The sequence below is a fragment of the Actinacidiphila epipremni genome, from assembly GCF_012034175.1.
In the GTDB taxonomy this organism is placed as follows: Bacteria; Actinomycetota; Actinomycetes; order Streptomycetales; family Streptomycetaceae; genus Actinacidiphila; species Actinacidiphila epipremni.
The window spans coordinates 177,164-198,812 of the sequence record NZ_JAATEJ010000014.1 but is presented as its reverse complement, the minus strand read 5'-3'; the positions used below and the strand labels follow the sequence as shown (position 1 = coordinate 198,812).

General features: G+C 74.9%; 10 protein-coding genes. 5 read left to right on the top strand and 5 right to left on the bottom strand.

Going from position 1 to position 21,649, the window contains the following annotated elements; genetic code table 11:
* The first annotated feature begins 238 nt into the window (after nt 1-238).
* A complete protein-coding gene (locus HCN08_RS18615) occupies nt 239-2,308 on the top strand; it encodes an alkaline phosphatase family protein (protein ID WP_167984251.1) in 2,070 nt (689 codons plus the stop codon).
* 21 nt (nt 2,309-2,329) lie between these two features.
* Entirely contained in the window at nt 2,330-6,169 is a 3,840-nt protein-coding gene (locus HCN08_RS18610) for an OmpL47-type beta-barrel domain-containing protein (RefSeq protein ID WP_167984250.1), read from the top strand.
* A 96-nt stretch (nt 6,170-6,265) separates the two neighbouring features.
* Here the strand turns inward: HCN08_RS18610 and HCN08_RS18605 are convergent, their stop codons facing one another.
* The 5 genes from HCN08_RS18605 to HCN08_RS18585 all read right to left on the bottom strand — a co-directional run bounded on the left by HCN08_RS18605 (nt 6,266) and on the right by HCN08_RS18585 (nt 15,619).
* Nucleotides 6,266-7,585 (bottom strand): MFS transporter, encoded by a 1,320-nt coding sequence (locus HCN08_RS18605; protein WP_322974533.1) that lies wholly within the window; start codon nt 7,583-7,585, stop codon nt 6,266-6,268.
* Between the two features lie 202 nt (nt 7,586-7,787).
* Nucleotides 7,788-9,047 carry an NAD(P)/FAD-dependent oxidoreductase gene (locus HCN08_RS18600; protein WP_322974532.1) on the bottom strand — a complete coding sequence of 420 codons (1,260 nt, stop codon included), beginning with the start codon at nt 9,045-9,047 and terminating at the stop codon, nt 7,788-7,790.
* A gap of 203 nt (nt 9,048-9,250) precedes the next feature.
* On the bottom strand, nt 9,251-12,673 hold the full coding sequence (locus HCN08_RS18595; RefSeq protein ID WP_167984247.1) for a CARDB domain-containing protein: 3,423 nt from the start codon (nt 12,671-12,673) through the stop codon (nt 9,251-9,253).
* Nucleotides 12,674-13,065: 392 nt separating this feature from the next.
* The gene (locus tag HCN08_RS18590) at nt 13,066-14,337 is read right to left on the bottom strand and encodes a S53 family peptidase (RefSeq protein ID WP_206318939.1); all 1,272 of its coding nucleotides are present in this window, start codon (nt 14,335-14,337) and stop codon (nt 13,066-13,068) included.
* 238 nt (nt 14,338-14,575) lie between these two features.
* A complete protein-coding gene (locus tag HCN08_RS18585; protein WP_167984246.1) occupies nt 14,576-15,619 on the bottom strand; it encodes a vWA domain-containing protein in 1,044 nt (347 codons plus the stop codon).
* A gap of 101 nt (nt 15,620-15,720) precedes the next feature.
* Here HCN08_RS18585 and HCN08_RS36225 point away from each other — a divergent pair, with 101 nt between their 5' ends.
* The 3 genes from HCN08_RS36225 (at nt 15,721) to HCN08_RS36220 (ending at nt 21,642) form a co-directional block, all read left to right on the top strand.
* A complete protein-coding gene (locus HCN08_RS36225; protein WP_167984245.1) occupies nt 15,721-17,160 on the top strand; it encodes a VWA domain-containing protein in 1,440 nt (479 codons plus the stop codon).
* Nucleotides 17,161-17,228: 68 nt separating this feature from the next.
* Nucleotides 17,229-18,050 (top strand): SAM-dependent methyltransferase, encoded by an 822-nt coding sequence (locus tag HCN08_RS18575; RefSeq protein ID WP_167984244.1) that lies wholly within the window; start codon nt 17,229-17,231, stop codon nt 18,048-18,050.
* Nucleotides 18,051-18,168: 118 nt separating this feature from the next.
* Nucleotides 18,169-21,642, top strand: coding sequence for a LamG-like jellyroll fold domain-containing protein (locus HCN08_RS36220; protein ID WP_167984243.1), 3,474 nt, complete (start codon nt 18,169-18,171; stop codon nt 21,640-21,642).
* Nucleotides 21,643-21,649 lie beyond the last annotated feature (7 nt).

The following is a 21,649-nucleotide window of genomic DNA, read 5'->3' as shown; positions in this document are numbered from 1 at the left end:
GGGTCTACAACATGCTCGGCTCCGTCTCGGACACCGAGGACGTGCTCCAGGAGACCTGGCTCCCGTGGTCGCGGCCCCCCGGCGGGGGGGGGGGGCGGCGGGGGGTGGGGGGGGGGGGGGGGGGCCCCCCCCCCCCCCCCCCCCCCCCCCCCCCCCCCCGGGGGGCCCCCCCCCCCCCGCCCCCCCGCCGGTCCGGCGCACCGCCGCTGCCCGAGCCCTTCTCCCCGAAAGTGTCCCTATGCCGCCCAGCACACCCCAGCCCCCGGCCGCCGGCACCCCCGGCGGCGAGCCCGGCGTCACCCGGCGCCGCGCCCTGCAGACCGCCGCCGCCGCGCTCGGCGTCATCACCGCCGGCTCCCTCGCCGAGGCCCCCGGCGCGGCAGCAGCCGGCCCGGCCGCCGGCCCCGCCGCCCCCGCACCGGCCGGCTACGTCCTGCCGCAGGGCTTCCACGGCGACATGTCCGACCTCAGGCATGTCGTGATCCTCATGCAGGAGAACCGCTCCTTCGACCACTACCTCGGCCAGCTGCCGGGCGTGCGCGGCCACGACGACAAGCAGGTGCTGACCTTCCAGGACGGCACCACCGTCTTCCAGCAGCGCGACAGCGACGGCACCATCGTCGAGCCCGCCGCCTCCACCGCCACCTGGGGCGACAACCACAACTTCTACGGCGCCAACGGCGGTCGCTGGAACACCTGGGTGCCGGACAAGGGCGCCAACTGCATGTGGTACTACACCCCCGACCACATGCCGTGGATGTACTCGCTCGCCTCCCAGTACACCGTCTGCGACATGAACTTCTGCTCGCTGCACGGCCCGACGATCCCCAACCGCTACTACCTGATGACCGGCACGTCCAACGGCGAGACCACCAACGCCGGGCAGAACGACTACAGCCGCTCCTGGCTCACCGTCCCCGAGCAGCTCCAGCAGGCCGGCATCGGCTGGCGGGTCTACTCCGACAACAGCGGCAACGGCGTCACCGGCAGCCTGCAGAGCGGCTTCACCGGCGACTACGGCTGCAACGTCACCAACAGCTTCAAAGCCTTCGACCCGCGCACCGCGCCGCCCGCGGACACCGCCGAGGGCACGGGCAGGATCTGGCGTGCCAACTCCTTCGTCTACGCCGGCGCCACCACCCCCGACGACGACTCCGAGGCCAACCTCGACGCGGTGCTGCGCGACCTCGTCGCGGCCTGCGCGCCCGGCGCCGAGCACCCGCTGCCCGAGGTCTCCTGGGTCGTGATGCCCGCGGCGTGGAGCGAGCACCCCGGCTTCGACACCGTGCACGGCGAGCGCTACATGAACAAGGTCCTGACGACCCTCCAGTCCAACCCCGACATCTGGAACCACACCCTGGTCGTCATCACCTACGACGAGAACGACGGGAAGTTCGACCACGTCCTGCCGCCGCGCCCCGAGCCGGGCACGCCCGGCGAGTTCTCCGGCAGCACACCGTACGGCTTCGGTCCCCGGGTGCCGATGCTGCTGGTCTCGCCGTGGACGCGCGGCGGATACGTCGCCTCCGAGGTCTTCGACCACACCTCGACGGTGAAGTTCCTGGAGACCTGGGCGGCCTTCCTCGGCAAGCCCTTCACCTGCCCCAACATCACCGACTGGCGCCGCTCCATCGCCGGCGACCTGACCAGCGCGATCGACTTCGCCCACCCGCAGCCGGGCCCGGCCGCGATCGCCGACCCGGTCGACGGCACCCCGCCGCCGCTGTCGGCCGACCGGATGACGCCGCGCGGGCTCTCCTTCCACCCGCACGCCACGCTCACCGAGAACCGCTCGGCCGGCACCGTCACCGCGTCCCTGACCCTCACCGGCGGCCCCGACGGCAAGGCGGTGAGCCTCCAGGTCTTCCCCGACAAGTACCTGCCGTTCAGCAACACCCCCTACACCGTGTCGGCTCCGGCGCCGCGGCAGCACACCTGGGACGTGAAGAAGACCGACGGCAAGTACGCCTTCTCCGTCTACGGCCCGGACGGCTTCCTGCGCTCCTTCGCCGGCCAGGTCGTGCCCGCCGGGCAGAAGAACCTCGGCGTCCCGCGCGTCGAGGCCGACCTCGTCGCCGGCGCCGACGCAGAGGTGCGGCTCACCCTGCGCAACGACGGCACCCGCGCGGTCCGCTACACGCTCACCGCCCACGACTACCTCGGCGGCAAGCAGAGCGTCACCGTCGCCGGCGGCGCCGCCGTCACCGTCGACTGGCCGACCCAGCAGGGCCACTACGACGTGGTCATCACCGCCGACACCGGAACCGGCTGGACGCAGCGCTACGCCGGCCGCGTCGCGACGGTCTGAGGAAGCCCGAGGAACGACGACATGAGACTCACCACCCGACTCGCGGTGGCCGCCGCTGCCGCCCTCGCCGTCCTGGGCGCGCCGCTCGCCACCGGCACGGCGGCGGCCTCACCGGCCCCGGCCGCAGCACCCACGACCACCGCCGCCGGCACCGTCCCCGACGCCTCCGTCCTGGACGTCGACTTCGCCGCCGGCACCCCCGCCGACCGCGCCCAGAACCTCGCCGCGACCACCAAGGGCGCCCCGCAGATCACCCGCGACCACACCCTGCGCACCAAGGCCGCGACCTTCAACGGCACCGCGGACGCGTACACCTACCCCTTCGCCGCCCAGTGGAGCAAGCTCACCGGCGGCTTCTCCGTCGAGTGCCGCTTCCGCTGGAACGGCGCGGCGATCCCCGCCACCGGCCAGCGGGCGATCTGCTCCAACGCCCAGTCCGGCGGCGCCGACCTGCAGATCGACAGCGGCCAGCTCGCCTTCTCCGTCAACGTCGGCGGCTACAAGTACACCCACGCCCCGATCGTCCCCGGCATCTGGTACGACGCCGTCGCCACCTGGGACGGCCAGAACGTACGGCTGTACGTCGACGGCGACCTCGCCTCCACCACGGCCGCCGCCGGCGCGCTCACCGCCCCCGCAGCCGGCGCGCAGAACTGGACGCTGGGCGCCGACTCGGCCGGCAGCGGCGGCATCGAGACGCCCTCGCCGGTGAGCATCGCCACCGCGCACGTGTGGGACAGCGTGCTGAGCGCCGGCCAGATCGCCGCGTTCGTCGCGCAGAACACCGCGCCGCCCGCCGGCGCACCCGACTGCACCGGCTACGACAAGAGCCTCGCGGACGCCGCGGGTGCCGCCACCGGCACCGTCGTGCTCGACGAGGACTTCGCCGACCCGCACGCCGCGGACTGCTGGAACCAGGCCGCGGGCTCGGCGCCCTGGCAGGTCACCGGCGGCCGGCTCACCGGCGACTCGCCCGCCGCCGGCGACCAGCCCGTCCTCACCTTCGGCCCGCACCTGGACGACTACCTGCTCAAGGCCACCGCCCGCTTCGACAGCGCCCTGACCCCCACCGACCCCTGGCTCGGCCTGGTCGCCGACGCCTCGCCCGACGGGGTGCGCCCCTACCCGGTGTTCGCGCTGCGCACCGGCACCACCGCCGCCGACGGGGTGCGCGCCATGACGGTGGGCCCGACCTCGACCGCGGTGCTGAAGAGCGCCCCGTACACCTCCGACCTCGGCACCGGCAAGGACGTGGACCTCGCGCTGGAGGTGCACGGCACGCTCGCGAGCCTGTACGTGAACGGCGCCCTCGTGCTCGCCGGCGTCGGCGTGCCGCGCACCGCGACCGGCGTCACCGGGCTCACCGCGGACTCCGCCGCCGTGTCCTTCGACGACGTGTCGGTGACCAAGCTCGGGCCGCTCGGCACCGCGGGCTTCATGACCGACACCTTCCACCTGCCGGCCGTGCCGGTCTCCGGCGCCGTCCACCAGCCGCTCGCCGGGCTGTGGAGCACCGGCTGGGTCGCCCAGGGCAAGGTGCCCGTCACCTTCACCAAGGCCGGCGGCGACAGCTGGCTCGACGTCACCGCGGACGGCGTCGTCACCGGCACCGCCCCCGCCGAACTGCCGCAGGACGACGGCGCGATCACCGTCTCCGCCACCGACGGCAGCACGACCGCGCAGATCCTCGTGCAGGTCCCGGTCGCCGCGGCCGGCGCGGCACCGCAACTGCAGAGCGCGTCGTGGAACGCCTGGGACGGCGGCGCCCACGTCACCGACGCCGTCGCCAAGAACGTCGCCGTCATCGCCACCCAGGGCATCGGCGTGGTGGCCTTCCAGGACGGCGGCGGCACCATGGCCACGAAGGTCGGCGCCGCCCTCGGCTGGCACGCCTACGCCGCCGGCGACCTCGGCGTCGTCTCCGCCTACCCCATCGCCGGCGCCGGCCGGATCGCCCCGACCGGCACCGCGCCGGCCGCCGCCGTCACCCTCGACGTCGACGGGACGCCGGTGCGGGTGTGGGACGCGCACCTCGACGAGGCCGACTACGGGCCCTACCGCGCGTGCTTCGACGGCGCCACCGACCTCGCCGCGCACGAGCGGACCACCACCCGTCACGCCCAGGCCGAGGCGATCGCGCAGGAGATGGCCGGCGACCTCGCCGGCGACGCGCCCGTGCTGCTGCTCGGCGACCTCGCCTCGCCCTCCGCCGCCGACTGGACCGCCGGCACCTCGGACGCCCACTGCGGCGCCGGCGCCGTCGACTGGCCCGTGCCCGACGTCCTGGCCGGCGCGGGACTGACCGACTCCTACCGGGTCGCCAACCCCGACCCGGCCGCCGACCCCGGCACGACCTGGTCGCCGGTCACCCCCGTGCACGCGGGCGGCAAGGACGAGCCGCAGGACCGTATCGACTACGTCTACTACGCCGGCGACGGCGTCCACGTCGAGGAGGCGCACGCGCTCACCGTCGGCTGGCCCTCGCCCGACGACGTCGCGGACAACTCGTGGGCGAGTGACCACGCCGCCGCCGTCACCACCTTCACCCTCGGCGACGGCACGACCGCCCCGCCGGCCGAGCTGCCCGTCGTGACGGTCGCCCAGCGCACCCTCGCCTACCAGGTGGGCCACGGCCCCGCCGGCACCGCGGCCTTCCTCACCGCGGCCGGCGCGAGCGCGGACCCGGCCGGCGCGGTGATCGACGCGGACCTGACGGACGTCGACTTCGGCACGCCCGGCTGGTACACCGCGCTGCTCACCGCGACCAGTGGCCGCTACGTCTCGCACGCCGTCGCAGTGACGGTACGGGTCGCGCCGGTGCCGGGCCTGACGCTGTCGGCGGACACCGCGACCTTCGCCGTCGGCGACACCGTCGACGAACCGGCGGTGCTGGCGCGCCTGGAGCCGGTCCTGGACGTGCCGGGCGCGGTGGACGTCGACCTGGCCGGCGTCAACGCGTGGGTGCCGGCCCGCTACCCGGTCACCGTGACGGCCACCGACCAGTGGGGCTTCACCGCCACCCGGCCGGCGACCGTCGCCGTCGTCGGCACCCCGGACACCACCGCCCCGGACCTCACCCTCACCCTGGACCCGGCCGCCCCCGACGGCCGCGCCGGCTGGTACGTCACCGCGCCGTCGCTCACCGCGGCGGCGACGGACGACGAGGGTGTGCCGCCGGCCGTCACCTACCGGGTGAACGGCGGTACGTGGGCGCCCTACCAGGGCCCGCTCACCCCCGGCGACGGCACGTGGACGTACGACGTCCGGGCGACCGACCGGGCCGGGAACGCCACCGGCAAGCAGATCGTCGTCAGGGCCGACCGCACCGCCCCGGCCACCACGGCCGCCGTCAAGGCCGGCGCCACCGGCACCGCGCCCGCGACCGTCACCCTCACCGCGGCCGACGCCACCTCCGGCGTCGCGAGCACCGAATACCGCGTCGGGGACGCCGGCTGGACCCGCTACACCGGGCCCTTCACGGTGCCGCCCGCCGGTACGGACCAGAGCGTCGCGTACCGCTCCACCGACACGGCCGGCAACGCCGAGCAGCCCCGCGAGCTGCTGCTGCCCGCCCCGGCGGCGTGGGCGGCGGCGGCCGTCTACACCACCGGGCGGACCGTGAGCTACCAGGGCCGCCTCTACCTGGCCTCCTGGTGGACGCAGGGCCAGCGGCCCGGCGACCCCGACGGCCCGTGGCAGGAGATCGCGACATCCCCCGACGGCACCGCCGTCTGGACCGCGTCCCGCATCTTCCAGTCCGGCGACACCGCGACCTACCACGGCACGACGTACAAGGCGAAGTGGTACACCCGCAACCAGGCCCCGGGCGACCCGAACGGCCCCTGGGCGGTGGTCCGCTGACCTCTGACCCCGCCGGCCCCTTCGCCTTCTGACCCCGAGCCCCGGCCCGGCGCCCGCCCCCGCGGGACGCCGGGCCGGGGCGTCTCCGGCCGCCGCTCACGCCGCCGGGGCCTGCTCCGGGACCGCGGCGGGGGCGGGCTCGGCGCCGGTGCGGCGGGCGTCGTAGCGGGTGAGGGCGGGCAGGCACGCGGCCAGCAGGCCCACCGCCGCGACGCAGGCCGCGCCGCCGGACCACACCGAGGTGCGGGCCGAGGTCAGGGCGGCCACCGCGCCGGAGCGGACCTGGCCGAGCTGCGGGCCGCAGGAGTAGGAGAGCAGCTCGATGCCGGCCAGCCGCCCGCGCAGCGCGTCCGGGATGGTCTGGTTCCACATCGTGGAGCGGCCGAGCGCGCTGACCATGTCCAGGCCGCCCGCCGCGGTCAGGCACAGCAGCACCAGCCAGATGCTGCCGACCAGGCCCGCGCAGGTCATCGCCGCGCCCCAGCCGGCCGCCGCCAGCACCACCATCACGCCGTGCCGGTGCACCCGCGCCGCCCAGCCGCTGGTGAGGCTCACCAGCAGCGAGCCCACCGAGCCCGCCGCGTACATCAGGCCCAGCGACCAGCGGGCGTGCAGGTCGTCGGCGAGGAAGGGGTAGATCGCCGCCGGGTACGCGAAGAACATCGCGGCCAGGTCGATCGCGTACGTGCCCAGCAGCTCCTTGCGGCCCCAGGCGTACCGCGCGCCCTCCGCGATGCCGCGCAGGGACGGCGGGGCCGCGTCGTGCGCGGCGGGCGAGCGGCGCAGGCCGAGGCCGAGGCACAGCGAGACGGCGAACGTCACCGCGTCCGCGCCGTACGCCCAGCCCGCGCCCGCCCACGCGATGACCAGGCCGGCGAGCGAGGGGCCGGCGATCGCGCCGAACTGGTAGCGCAGGGCGTTGAGCGACGCGGCGGCGGCGAGCTGGTCGCGCGGCACGATGCGCTGCACGATCGCATCCAGCGCAGGCCGCTGAAGCCCGGTCAGGGCGCTGGACAGCGCGGCCACCACATAGAGCAGCCACACCGCGGGGTGCGGCAGCAGCGTGTTGGCCAGCAGCGCCAGCGCGAGCAGTCCCTGGGCGGCCTCGGTGGCGTTGATCAGCAGCTTGCGGTCCATCGCGTCGGCGAGCGCCCCGCCGTACAGTCCGAAGACGATGAGCGGCACGAGCTCCACCGCGCCGATCGCGCCGACCGCGGCGGCCGAGCCGGTCAGCTCCTTGAGCTGCACCGGCAGCGCGACCAGGGTCAGGAAGCTGCCGAAGGTGGTGATGACGCCGGCCATCCACATCAGCCGGAAGTCGCGCGAGGTGCGCCAGGGGGTCAGGTCGGGCAGCAGCGCGCGGGCGGCGCGCTTGCGGGGCCCGCCGGAGGGCGGGGCGGGATTGTCGTCGGCCACGGGGGTGCATGGTCCCCGAACGCCGCGGACCGGACAAACGGTTTTCCGCACGTCGGCGGCCCGGCGGTCGCCCACCCGGGGCCGCGGCCTCCCTCGGAGGTAGCCCACCCGGCGCCGCGCCCTTCCTCGGCGGTCGCCCGTCCGGGCGTACGGGCGGGTGTACGGGCCGGGGTACGCCGGGGTACTGCGGCGCGGACGGCGGCTACCGTACCGGCCACTTCCCGGCCCGCCGGTCGGCGAGCACCTCGCGGGCGGCCCGCGCGCCGGAGGCGAGAGCGCCCTGCTGCGAACCGGTGGCCCGGAAGTCGCCGCACACATAGACGCCGGGGGCGTGCCGGGTGGTGCGGCTGAGCGGCCATGGCGGCGGCATCGCGGGCAGCGCCTCGGCGACCGGGTAGACCGCCACCGTCTCCCAGCCGCCGGTGTCCGTCCCGTAGACCTCGGCCAGCACCTCGCGCACCCGCGCCTCCCGCGCCGGCGACTCGTCCGCGCCCAGCACCGACGTGGACACCAGCGCCCGCCCCCGCGGCGCGTACGACGGGCACACCTCGCTGAGGACGACCGTGTCCAGGATGCGCCGCTCGCTGTCGACCAGCAGCGTCGGCTCGGCCAGCGGCGAGGCGGGCGCCGCGTGGTAGTACGTGGTGACGGCGCGGACGGCCGGCACGGCGAGGCCCGGCAGCAGCTGCGCCGCGGTGCGGGGCGCGGTCGCGACGACCACGACGCGGGCCGGCTGCTCCTCGCCGTACGCCGTCAGCACCCCGGCGCCGATGACCCGCTCCACGGGGGTGCCGAGCCGTACGGTCCCCTCGGGCAGCGCCCCGGCCAGCTGCTCGGGGACGGCGCCGGCGCCGCGGGCCGGCAGGCACAGCGTGCCGCGCATCATCGAGCGCCACACCAGGTGGAAGAAGCGGCTGGAGGTCTCCAGCTCGTCCTCCAGGAAGACCCCGGAAAGGAACGGCCGGAACAGCCGCTCCACCAGTTCCTCGCCGATCGCGGCGTCGGCGAGCGCGGTCCTGGTCGTACGCTCCGGGGCGCGCTTGAGCGCCCGCGGCGGGGTGAGCAGGTCACGGCCGCTCAGCATCACCAGCGTCGAGACGTCCCGCAGCGATCCGAGCCGGCCGGGCAGCAGGTCGCGGGCCTGCCGCGGGGCCCGGGTGGGGTCGGCGAACCGCCGTCTGCCCTGCGGGGTGTGCACCAGGACGCCGGGGCTGAAGGGCCGCGCGTACAGCTCGCTGAGCTGGACGCGGCGGCGCAGCTGCGGGTAGGAGGTGTTGACGACCTGGAAGCCGCGGTCACAGCGGAAACCGTCGCGCAGGTCGGTGCGCATCCGGCCGCCGACGCCGTCGGACGCCTCCAGCACCCGTACCCGCAGCCCCGCCGCCGTCAGGTCCTGCGCGCACGCCAGCCCGGCCAGGCCCGCCCCGACGACCACCACGTCCACTTCGGCCCTCGCCGCCACTGCCGCCGCCCTCTCCGCCGCGCGCCCTTGCCCGTCCCCGCGATGATCCCGCCGGCCGCGCCCCGCCGCCGGCTCCCGCGCCGCGACCGCCTCCGTCCGCCCCCGTCCGGCGGCATCCGGCGGCATCCGGCCTCGGGCGTACGGGAGCGGGGCCCCGGGCATGGCGCCCGGGACCCCGCGGTGGAACGGCTCGGCGGTGGGCGCTATCCGCCGTTGACGACGAACTGCGAGCCCTGCTCGACCAGGATGTTGCCGTCCGCCGAGTTGGTGATCGTCACGTTCGACAGTGTCGCGCTGCCGCGTGCGCCGTTCTGCGCGCGGATGCCGGCACCGTTGTTGGACTTGTCGATCTTCACGTTGCTGATGACGACGCCCGGCATGGTGCCGCCGCCGGACTTGAACTGGATGCCGTCGTAGGTGGAGTCGTAGATGTCGGTGTCGCGGATCGTGACGCCGGTGATGTCGCGGCTGGACGGGAAGAGCGTGATGGCGCCGAACTTCTGCTGCTCGCCCCAGAAGGCGCCGCCGGTGCGGTAGAGGGCGTTGTTGGCGACCAGCGTGGTGCCGGAGAAGGGCAGCGGGTCGTGGTCGGTCGCCAGCATGATGCCCGGGTAGTTCATGGTGTCGTAGACCAGGTTGTTCTCCACCGTGTTGCCGTAACCGCCGTAGATGGCGATGCCGTTGGCCCGCCAGGGCAGCTGGACGGTGTTGTTCACGAAATGGTTGTCGTGGCCGATGTCGACCGAGGTGTCCTTGACGTAGCGGCTGGCCCACACCGCGAGCGAGTCGTCGCCCGTAGTGCGGAAGGAGGAGTTGAAGACGGTCGAATTGCGGGCGCCGTTGGTGAGGTTGATGCCGTCGGCGTAGGTGTCGCGGATGCGCATGCCGCTGAACTGCAGGCCGTCGGCCGGGCCCCACAGGTCGGGGATGTTGTCGTAGTCGCGGCCGACCCACACCCCGACGTTGGAGTGCTCGATCCACACGTTGCTGATCTTGGTGTTCTTGCCGAAGCGGCCGTTGAGGCCGACCCCGCCCTCGGCGTTGCCGTCGCCGCCGCGGATCCGGCCGGAGCCGAAGATGGCGATGTCGGAGATCTGCGTGTTGCCGTCGATGTCGAAGCCGAAGTTGCCCTCGTGCGGGTGGTTGATGCCGTGCGCGTCCTGCGGCTGGGTCAGCGTGTAGAGCTGCGAATACCACATGCCGGCGCCGCGGATGGTGACGTTGCTGATGCCCACCTGGTTGTACTGGCCGCGGTTGAGCGGGTCGTCGGTGAGGATCTTCTGCTCCTGGCGCCACTGGCCCGGCGGGATCCACACGCAGTTGATGACGCCGTTCTGGTCGTCGGTGACCGCGCGCTGGATCGCCGAGGTGTCGTCGATCCCGTCGTCCGGCACGGCGCCGTAGTCGGTGATCGAGGTGCACTCGGCGGGCTTGGACGCCGGGGGTGCGACCTGCTCCAGGTCGACCAGGTCGATGACGTAGTACGACGCGGTGTCGGTGGCGTCGCGCTGCAACTTGAAGGTGGTGCCGGCCGGATACGTCTGGTTGAGCAGCGCGTTGGACTCGTCGAAGAGCCGCCGGGCGTCACCGCCGGGGCGGTTGGTCAGGCCCTCGGGGTCGTCCGTGGTGCCGTACAGCCAGCTGTGCTCGGAGGAGAAGGTGAGCTTGCGGACGAAGGTGTTGTTGACGTAGAGGCTGATGGTCGCCTCGGTGCCGCCGCCGGCGGGCGCGTCCGGGATGGAGTTGCGCACCACGAGCGAGTTGGTCGGCACGGTCGAGGTGAACTGCACGTACTGGCCGGTGGAGTCCAGCCGCACCGACTTGCGGCCCGAGGACTCGGTCGCGAAGTTGGTGTGCCCGAAGGTACGGGCCGGGTCGCTGGTCAGCAGCGTGCCGGTGTACGTACCGGCCTCGGCCTCGTATTCGGTGAACGGCACGGCGGCGCCGCGGCCGACGACGATGGCCTGGGCGAAGGCGTTGTTGCCCTCGTTGGTCTCGGCGACGGTGTTCGTCGCGTCGGCCGTCGCGGTGATGGTGGCGCCGCCGTCGGTCGCGGTCCATGTGCCCTGGACGCGCAGGTCGTCGGTCGCGCCGGCGGCGATCGACGGGGTGCTGGTGTCGAGGGTGGTGGAGCCGACCGTGACGCGGGTGACGGTGGTCGTGCCGGTGGCGGTGGTGCCGCGGTTGTGGACCGCGACGGTGAAGGAGACCGCCTGGCCGGGGGAGGGGTTGGCCGGGCTCGCGGTGATGCCGAGCACCTGGAGGTCGGGCCCGGGGGCCTGGGCGACGACCAGCTTGGCGGCGGGGGTCAGGCTGTTGTTGGCGTTGTCCAGCTCGATGACCGCGTCGGTCGGGTCGACGGCCGCGGTGACGGTGTAACTGCCCGTTGCGCGCTTGCCGATGCCGACCGGGACCGTCTGGGTCGCACCGGGCGCGAGGGCGCCGACCGAGGCCGTGCCGGCGACCACGCCGCCGACGCTGACGTTCACGGTGGTGGCCGGGGAGGCGGCGGTGCCGGCGTTGCGCACGGTCGCGCTGACCGTCGTGCTGTCGGTCTCGGTCGGCGCGGCCGGCGACCAGGTCACGGCGGTGACGGTGAGGTCCGGGTTGGGCGCCGGGGTGCCGAACACCTGGAGCTCGGCGACCTGGCCGCCGGGCGCGCCGGTGTTGCTCGCGAACGCCAACTGCACGTCGGCGGCCCGGCCGTGGACCGGGATGCGCACCGAGTTCTGGTTGCCCGACGGGCTGAAGCTGTATGTGGCGGGCGCGGCCAGCGAGGTGAAGTTGCCGCCGGCCTGGCCGCGGCCGAGCACCTGGATGTTCTGCGTGCGCGGGCCCCACACCGGGTCCGGGTTGAGCTTGACCACGACGGAGGTGAGGTCGGCGTCGGCGCCGAGCTCGGCGGTGAGGGTCGCGGGGAAGCCGGCCGACTCCCAGTAGCTGCCGACCTGGCCGTCGGTGGCGTTGGCGGCGACGAAGTTCTGCGTCGCCGAGGACGCCTCGGCGGGCTTGCCGTGCGCGAGGTCGGTGCCGTCGCCGTCGCCGTCGCCGGGGTCGCCCGGGTCGCCGGGGTCGCCCGGGTCGCCGGGGTCGCCGGGGTCGGTCGCGACGGTGCCGAAGACCCGGAGCTCGGACAACTGGGCCGCGGGCCAGCCGGTATTGGCGGTGACGGTGACCCGGACGTAGCGGGTGGTGGCCGCGCTGACGTTCAGCGTCACGGTGTTGCCGGCGGCGCCGGGGCTGAACTGCCGCGGCTGCGAGGGCGCGAGGGTGGTGTAGCTGCTGCCGTCGGCGCTGCCCTCGACGCTCAGCGTCTCGGTGCGGGCCTCCCACGACGCGGGCAGGGTGAGCGCGACCTGGTCGACGGCGGCGCTGCCGCCGAGGTCGACCTGGACGCTCTGCGGGAAGACGTTCGTCGGGCCTTCCCAGTACGACGCCTGGTCGCCGTCGGTGATGTGGGAGACGGGGTAGCCGCCTATGGACCCGGTCGCGGACGCGGCCTTGCCCAGCGCAAGGTCGGGCCGGTCGGCGGCGTGCGCGGAGCCGGCGAGGGGGGTGAGACCGAAGGCGACCAGACCGGCGGTCAGCACACCGGTGATCATGCGTCTGAGCTGCTTGCGTTTCATGGACTCCTCTGTTCTGCCGGGAACGAGAGAGCGGGTGGGGGGAGAACGCGGGCCGCGTAGGCGGCGATTTGCGCAGCGTCGTGGGGCGGCAGGCGCGGCCATGCCGCGAAGTTGCGGGCGGCAGCGAGTAAATATGGCTGTGGCTATCCGTTTTTTGCGAGACACAGGCTGCTCGTGTGGCGTTGCTTTGTCAACGCTTTACGCACGGATGGCGAGTTGCTGACGACGGGTGCCTCGGCGGGGCGCGTCGGGGGCGCTGCGGGTGGGGGTGCTTCGGGAGGGCGGCCCGGCGGGTCGGCTCGCGCGCGCCGGCCACGCACAGCGGCCCGCCGCCGCGGGGTTGCCGCGGGGCGGGCCGGTGGGGGAGCGGGTGGTGCGGTGCGGGCGGTGGGTCAGCCCTTGAAGGCGGCGGTGCCGTTCGGGGTGCCGAGACCGGTCGGGCCGTCGTAGCCGGGGCCGGCGGTGCACAGGTAGGAGCCGCCGCACGAGCCGTTGGAGCCGCTGGTGATGTCGAACAGCGCCGAGGTGTGCGCGTACGGGAACGACGACGGGGTGGAGCCGGCCGACGGGGTGCCGGCGAGCGCGTACACCGCGGCGATGATCGGCGAGGAGACGCTGGTGCCGCCGAAGACCTCCCAGCCCGGGTCGCCGCCGTAGGTGTCGTAGACCGCGACGCCGGTGTTCGGGTCGGCGACCGCCGAGACGTCCGCGACGGTGCGCCGGGTGCAGCCGGTGTCCTTCTGCCAGGTGGGCTTGGCGTCGTAGCGCGAGCAGCCGGAGCCGGCGCCGGTCCAGGCGGTCTCGGTCCAGCCGCGGGTGGTGCCGCTGGCCTTCTTCAGCGAGGTGCCGCCGACCGCGGTGACGTACCGCGAGGCCGCCGGGTATTCGACGCCGTAGCTGTCGTCGCCGGAGCTGACGGTGATGGCGACGCCGGGGTGGTTGAAGTAGGAGCTGTCGTAGGAGGTGTCCGAGGACGACTCGCTGCCGCCGTAGCTGTTGGACACGTACTTCGCGCCCAGCGAGACCGCGGTGTTGACGGCCTTGCCCAGGTTCGCCATCGAGGAGGAGGTGGCCTCCACCAGCAGGATGTGGCACTGCGGGCATATCGCGCTCGCCATGTCGAGGTCGAGCGAGATCTCCTCGGCCCAGCCGGCGTTCGCGGCCGGCAGCGAGCTGGTGCCGCTCTGGCCCACCTTCTTGAAGCAGCCGTTGGCGGTGGTGCACGCGCTCAGGCCGTAGGTGGAGCGGTAGGTCGCCAGGTTCGACTCGGCGTTGGGGTCGTCGTAGGCGTCGACGATGGCCACCGTCGCGCCCGAACCGCCCGTCGTCGGCAGGGCGTACGCGCTGTGCAGGTCGGCGGGTCCGTAACCGGACGGCGTGGCCGCCGGGTTGACGCCCGCGGCGGCCGGGACGGTCGAGTGGGCCAGCGTCTCGGCGCCGGCGGTGACCTTCAGCGCGGAACAGGCCATCACGTCGGGCCTGTTGCTCACCGCGCAGGAGCGCGCGGTGGTGAGCCGGTGGGACGTCGGGCTCGTGGCGGCGCCGGCGGTGGGCGCGGCGAGCGCGGCGCCGGACACCACCAGGCCGGCGACCGCGCCGAGCGCGAGGGCGGCGCGGCGCAGCGAGCGCGGGGGAGCGGCGGGCGATGCGGGAATGGGGCGCAACTGGTGCCTCCTGTCGGGGGTGTTGCAGAGGGCTTGCGTGTCGCTTGGTCACCCGGCTGCCGGGTGGGGGCCGTGTGACTGGGGAGGACGATACGGCTGACGTGTGCGCGTCAACTACGGGTTGGCGGAGGCTATACGCGCGCTTTGCTTTTTCCATAGCGCAGGGAGCGGGCTGCGCGCCGGGGTGAACGGCGCACACGCGGGCGTACAAGGGGGCGCACGCGGGCGCGGGGAGGGCCTACTCGCCCGTGGGCGGGGTGCTTTGCCCCAGCTCCTGGCTCGGGGTCATGTAGATGGACACCGAGCCGACGTAGCCGGTCTGGATGACGGGGCCGGAGAACGTGCCGCCTCCGACGCTGTTGTCGGCGGCGGGCGCGGCGGGCGGTGTCGCTGGGACGGGGGAGGCGGTGGGGCTCGCGGCGGCGGGCGGGCGCAGTCGGCTGAGGGTGAGGTTGAGGAATGTCGAGAGATCCTCGGAGTTGCTGACCGCGGCAAAGAGCCGGCCGCCCGGGTCGGCCTGCCAGTGATGCTCCTGGAGGTAGTCCGCGTACGGCGAGGCGTTGTCCAGCGCGGAGGCGCACGCGAACATCAGCCGGGCGGCGGCCGGCCACTGCGGCTGCTCCGCCGCGTACAGCCGGCGCTCGGTGCCCAGCGGTTCCGCGGTCAGCAGGCAGCACATCACCAGGACGCCCTCGCCGACCAACTCCCTGGCCACCGCGGTGATCTGTTCCGGCGTCCCCGAACCGGTCGGCTCGCCGTCGGTGAAGACGAACAGCACAGGCCGGTCGGCGGCCGGCTCGGCCGCGTGAGCCGTGTGCAGCCTGTCCCGGGCCGCCTCGAAAGCGGCGAGCAGCGGCGTCGCGCCGAACATGTGCCAGCCCAACGAGCTGATGTGTAGCTGGTGTTCGGGCCAGTCGCGAGCCAACCGGTCAATGCCCAGCAGCGGTTCGTCGACGCCGGGCCGCGCGAGCAGGTCCTGCACCTCCGCCCCGTTCCAACCCGTCCAGCGGGACAACGGATTGCCGAATCCGAATCCGAAAGCGAAGAGCTTGATCCGGGAGGCGATCACCGCGCCCGTCCCGGTCGTGCAGTAACCCACCGCTTTGTCCACGAGCGTGTCCATCGACGACCGTACGCTCTCGATGCGCTGTTGACCCCCGTTCGCGCCGGGTCCGACGATGAGCGTGCGCATGGAGGCCGAGACGTCGATCAACAAGCCCAGGATCATTGGGCGTTCGGCGGAGGGCTGCTCGTCGTCCAGCGCTCGCTTCGGTGTGTTCATGGACGTCCCCATGTGCGGCGGAATGAGTGACTGTGCGGCGGTGGGAGGCTGCGCGGCGGCCGTCGCCGGCCGGGGCGCCCGGGGGATGTGAGGGAAAGCGTATGGCAACGAGCACGCCCGAGAGGCTTCCGCTGGCCGGACTGCTGGGTGTCGCCTTCGACGTGTCCGGTTCGATGAGGGCGAGTGTGGAGAACGCCGCCGCGGGGCCGGCGACCGGACTCGGCGCGCTGCGGGAGACGGTCGAACGGCTCACCGACCGCGGGCTCGCGGCGTTCACGGCCGCCTACCCCTCCGGGGTGACGACATCGCTGGACGTGTTCGCGTACGCCTTCGGGCTGCGCGGCGCGGACGGCGGCAACGGCGTCGGCGCGGCGCGGAAGATGGCCGATGTGCTCTTCGGCAGCCGGGGGAGGTCCATCCTCCAGCACTTGGCGGACGGTCTGGCCGAGGGGCTTGCGCGGCCGTCCCCGCTCCCCGTGGTCTGCGATCTGCTCTCCGTGCTCGCCGCGGTCCAGAGCGCGGGCGGCGAGCCCAAGGAGCAGCCGGTCCCGGAACCACCCGGCGCCGCGCCGCCGTCCGGGCCGGGCGGCCCGGGTACCGAGTGGGACGCCGAACTGGCCCGGATCGCGACCGAGCACCAGTGCCACGGCTGGGACCGCCTGGCCCGCGTGCTGCTCCCCGATCCCGAGCAGATCAGGAACCTCGTCCTGCGGCTGCGTGCCGAGCCCGCGCTCGCGGCGCAGTTGGCGAACCTGCTGCCGAACGCGTCCGAGGAGGAGATCGCACTCATGGTGCACTCCCGTGGGTCCGGAGCCAGGGCGTTCGCCGCACACCCGCTGGTCTCCGCGCGCATGGCCCGCTCCCAGGGCGCTGACCTGCTCGCCCTGCGGGGAAACCTGCACCAGGCCCGCGTCCTGCTCGAAGAACTCGCCGCGCCGCCCGGGACCGGACCGTCCGGCGCCCGGACCGTCGAGGACATCCGGCGGCGGCTGATCGCGGCGGTCTTCGAGTCCGCCGCCGAGATCGGCGACACCACCTTGCCGTTGGAGGAGGTGCTGGCGCGGCTGCGCCGGCTCACCACCGGCGGGGGCGCCGGCGGGATCGCGGTCGAGGAGATCGTCTACGGCGCCACACCCCTGCGCAAGGCCATGGAACGCACCGCCGACCGTTTCGCCGCCGAACTCGCCGCCCGCCCCGCCGGCACGCCCGCGACCTTCGTCCTGGTCAGCGACGGCGACTCCACCGACGGTGACCCCACGCAGGCGCTGGCCCGCATCGCCGCCCAGGGTGTCACGGTCGTCGCCTGTCACCTCACCACCCGCGATCTCACTCGCCCCCGCACCCTCCTCGCCGAGCCGGGGCGCGACTGGCCGGCCGGCGCGGCGACGATGTTCGCCGCCGCCTCCACCCTGCCCGGCGGCCACCCGTTGCCCGCCCGGCTGCGCGCCGCCGGGTGGCATGTGCCGGCCGGCGCCCGCTGCTTCGTGCAGGCCAACCACTCGGCTCTCGTCGGTGAGCTGCTGGAGCAGGTCGTGCGGTGAGGGGGCGGGGTTCGGGCGCGTAGGGTGGTGCGTCAGGTGGGGCGTGCTTGTGACGGAGGGAGCGGTGGATGTCCGACGCTTTGGCCCGTGGTGGGGAGGCGCCCGGGGTCGACACCGGTGTGGCGCATTCCGCGCGGGTGTACGACTACATCCTCGGCGGCAGCGACAACCATCCCGCCGACCGGGCCGCCGCGGAGCAGATGCTGCGCGGCTATCCGGCGTTACGGACCTCGATGCGGCAGAACCGGGCCTTCATGCACCGGGCGGTGCGGTATGCCGCGCGGCAGGGGCTGGAGCAGTTCCTCGACATCGGCACCGGCATACCGACCTCGCCGAACGTGCACGAGGTCGCGCAGGCGGTCACGCCGGGCGCACGGGTGGTCTACGTCGACCGCGACCCGCTGGTCTTCGCGCAGGCCGCCGCGCGGCTGACCGGCACGCCGCAGGGGCGCGTCGGATGGCTGCTCGCCGACATGGCCGACCCCGCCGCCGTGCTCGGCTCGCCCGAGGTCACCGGGACGCTCGACCTCGGGCGGCCGGTCGCGCTCTCCCTCATCGGCGTGCTCCAGTTCGTGCCCGACAAGGAGCAGGCGTACGCGCTCGTGCGCCGCTACCTCGACCGGCTCGCTCCCGGCAGCATGCTCACCATCACCACCGCGACCTCCGACTCCGCGCCGGTGCAGGCGGGTTCGGCGGCCGAGCAGTTCCGCCGCAGCGGCATCCCGGTGCGCGACAGCACCCGCGCGGACGTCCTGCCGTACTTCGACGGGCTCGACCTCGTCGCACCGGGCGTCGTCCTGGTGCACCGCTGGCACCCCGAGCCCGGCACGGAAGGCGCGGTGCGGGACAGCGAGGTCGCGATGTACGCGGGTGTCGCCCGGAAGCCGTGAGTCCGCCGGCCGGAGTTGACGGTTCGGCCACCTCCGCTTCCCCCGGCGGCCGTACGTGCGGTATGTAATCCGGAGCTCGTAGGAAATCCGGCTGCACGCACACCCCCGGGGGACCGGCATGCCCGCACTCGTACGCCCTCGGCACCGGCACCGGCTGCTGCTCGCCCTGCTGCTCGCGGTCCTGCCGGCGCTCGCCGGCACCCCGGCGCAGGCCGGCGGCGTCCCGGAGTCCACCAGCGCCTCCACCGCCGGGCAGCTCGCGCTGTTCGCCTCCGGCACCGCCGGATACGGCTGCTTCCGGGTGCCCGCCCTGGTGCGTACCGCCGCCGGGACGCTGCTGGCCTTCGCCGAGGGGCGCAAGGAGGTCTCGTGCGGGGACCGCGGCGACACCGACCTCGTCGTCCGCCGCTCCACCGACGACGGCCGCACCTGGGGCCCGGTCCAGGTCGTGCCGGCCGGCGCGACCGCCCCCGGCTCGTACGGTCCCGGCGGGCCGCCCGCCGGCACCGGCACCGGAGCCGGCGCGCCGGTGACCCGCGGGAACGCCGCGCCCGTCGTCGACGCCGCGAGCGGACGCGTCTACCTGCTCTCGACGTCGAACCCGGCCGACTCCTCCTACCCGCGCACCCCCTGGAGCCAGTACAGCACCGACGACGGCCGCACCTGGAGCGACCCCGAACCCCTCGCCGTGACGCTGCGCGGCACCGCCGCGGGCTCCGACTGGTTCGCCACCGGCCCCGGCCACGGCATCCAGCTCACCGAGGGGCCGCACGCCGGACGGCTGGTCGTCGGCGCCCACCAGGTCACCCGCGCCGGCGGTGACTACGCCGGCTACCTCTACCTCGACCCCGCACCCGACGGCTCCGGCACCTGGCGCGTCGCCGGCGCCGTCGACTCGCACGCCGCCGCCACGCCCGCCCAGCCCGCCGAGGCCGCCGTCGCCGAGACCGCCGGCGGCGGCGTCCGGCTCGTCGCCCGCAACTCCGGCGCACCCGCCCGCGTCGAGGCCACCGCCGCCACCCCCGCCGGGGACGCGGTCCCGGCCGTGCCCGCCTTCCGCGCCGCCGCGATCCCCTCCGCCGGCGACGTCCAGGGCTCCCTGCTGCGGCTGCACAGCGCCGCCGCCGACGGCGCGGAACACCTGCTGCTCGCCGCCCCCGCGGGCCCGGGCCGCACCGGCATGACGCTGTGGTCCGCGTGCGGCGCCGGCTGGCAGCCCACCGGCACCCAGGTCAGCACCGGCCCCGCCGGCTACTCCGACCTCGCCCTGCTGCGCAGCGACGAGATCGGCCTGCTCTACGAAGGCGGCGCCACCGGCTCCGCCGACGAGATCCGCTTCACCCACCTCGCCGAATCCGCGCTCGGCGCGCCCTGCGGCATCCCGGCCCGCCCCGACCTCGACCCCGCACGCGCCCCGGCCCCCGCCCCCAGCACGCCCGACGTCTCCGCCGAGGGCGCCGACGCCGCCCTCACCGGCACCGCCGCGCTCAGCGCCGCCGGCGGACCGGCCGGCAGCCTCGACCACACCCTCGCCCCCGGCACATCCGGCGCCGCCGACCTGCCGCCCACCGCCGCCCTCGACCCGGGCGCCGGCGACGTCACCTACTCCCTGTGGTTCCGCTACCAGGCCGCGCCCGGCGACCCGGTGGGCGCGCTGCTGTGGGCGTACGGCTACGGCAAGGGCGCCCCGCAGGTGTGGCTGCGCGCCCGGCCCGGCAGCGACGACCTCTACGCCGCCGTCGCCGGCGCGGGCGGGGCCGCGTACGTCTCGGCCCGCGACACCTCGGCCGCGACCGCCTTCGGCGACGGCCAGTGGCACCACGCCACCCTCACCCGCGCCGGCTCCCGGGCCACCCTCGGCGTCGACGAGGGCACCGCCCACGCCGTCACCGCCACCGCCGGCGGGGTGGCCGGGCCCCTCGCGGCACCCGTGGCCGCCGGGCCGGACGGGATACGCATCGGTGGCCGCCAGGGCGACACCGCCGCCGAGCCCTTCACCGGCGCCATCGACGAATTCCGGCTCTACCGGGCCGCGTTGAGCCCCGCCGAGGCCGCCGGCCTCGGCCGTGCCGCCGCCTCCGGCGACCCGCTCGGCGACGCCGCCGACGCCGCGCTCGCCGCCCGGCTGCCCTTCCAGGTCACCGACACCCCGCTGCCTGCGGCCCGCGCCACCGTCGCCGGGGTCGACGACGAGGCCGAGGGCTGCTCGGACGCGTGGCTGCTCGGCGGGCGCGGCACCGCCGTCGCCTCCGCCGGCGGCCAGGCGCTGCGGGTGGACGCCGCGCACCCCGGCGCCGAAGCGCCGCTCGGACCGCAACTCGACCTCGGCGCCGGCGACTTCACCTTCTCCCTGTGGTTCTCCTACCGCTCCGCCGCCGGCGGTGCCGACCAGGCGCTGCTGTGGGCGTACGGACTCGGCGCGGACCAGCCGCAGTTGTGGGTGCAGGCGCAGCCCGGCACGGACCGGCTCTCGGCGATGGTGCAGACCGACAGCGGCGCCCGCTACCTCGCCGTCCAGGACCCCACGCCCACCGCCGGCTTCGGCGACGGCAGTTGGCACCAGGTGGTGCTGCGCAGGTCCGGCGGCCAGGTCCGGCTCACCGTGGACGACTCGGCCGCGCTCACCGCGAGCGCGACCGGCCTGGCCGGCTCCCTCACCGCGGCCCGCGCGGACGGCATCCGCGGCCTGCGCATCGGGTCGCGCCCGGACGGGGCGAAGGTCCTCGGCGGGCTCGTCGACGAATTCCGGCTCTACCGCAGCGCGTTGGACCAGACCGCACTCGACACCGTGTACGCGGGCGGCGGCCTCGGGGCCGGCTCGGGGATCGCGGTGCGCTACAGCTTCGACGGGAAGTACACCTACTCCGCCGCCGCGACCCGCCCGCTGCCCGACGCCACCCCGGCCACGCCCGACCTCTCCCCGCGCTGCAACAACGCCTACCTGACCGGCGGCGCCCATGTCGCCGCGGGCCAGCGTTCCGGCGGCGGCGCGCTCCTGCTCGGCGGTACGGGCGGCGCGCTCGTCCCGCGCAGCGCCTCGCTCACGGCGGGCGGCGGCGACCTCACCGTCACCGCGTGGTTCCGCTACCGGGCGGGCACCGCCGACCAGGTGCTGCTGTGGGCGGACGGATACGGCACGTACGCACGGCAGTTCTGGGTCCGGGCGCAGCCCTCGGCCGACCGCCTCTACGCCGTCGCGCAGACCGACACCGGCCAGGTCCGGCTCGCCGCGACCGACACCTCGGCGGCGACCGCCTTCGGGGACGGGGCATGGCACGAGCTCGCGCTGGTACGCGGCGCCGGGAGCCTGCAACTCGCCGTGGACGGGCAGGTGTTGGCATCCGCCCCGCTGGCGGCCGGCTCCCTCACCCGCACCGACACCTACGCCGCCGACGGCCTCCACCTCGGCGCCGCACCCGACGGCACCGGCGCGCTGACCGGCGCGATGGACGACGTCCGCGTCTTCCCGGCGGCGCTCACGGCGGGGCAGTTGGCGGCGCTGCACACGACCGGGGCCGCGCCGGGGGCTCTCCCGCCGGTGCTGTGGCTGCCGTTCGACATCGCGGCGGACCGCAGCAGCCCGCAGATGTGAGCGGTCG

Bases quoted from the DNA above. Each gene is read 5' to 3' on its own strand.
- HCN08_RS18585 (WP_167984246.1), bottom strand. From the start codon at position 15,619: ATGAACACACCGAAGCGAGCGCTGGACGACGAGCAGCCCTCCGCCGAA.
- HCN08_RS36225 (WP_167984245.1), top strand. From the start codon at position 15,721: ATGGCAACGAGCACGCCCGAGAGGCTTCCGCTGGCCGGACTGCTGGGT.
- HCN08_RS36220 (WP_167984243.1), top strand. From the start codon at position 18,169: ATGCCCGCACTCGTACGCCCTCGGCACCGGCACCGGCTGCTGCTCGCC.
- HCN08_RS18615 (WP_167984251.1), top strand. From the start codon at position 239: ATGCCGCCCAGCACACCCCAGCCCCCGGCCGCCGGCACCCCCGGCGGC.
- HCN08_RS18610 (WP_167984250.1), top strand. From the start codon at position 2,330: ATGAGACTCACCACCCGACTCGCGGTGGCCGCCGCTGCCGCCCTCGCC.
- HCN08_RS18575 (WP_167984244.1), top strand. From the start codon at position 17,229: ATGTCCGACGCTTTGGCCCGTGGTGGGGAGGCGCCCGGGGTCGACACC.
- HCN08_RS18595 (WP_167984247.1), bottom strand. From the start codon at position 12,673: ATGAAACGCAAGCAGCTCAGACGCATGATCACCGGTGTGCTGACCGCC.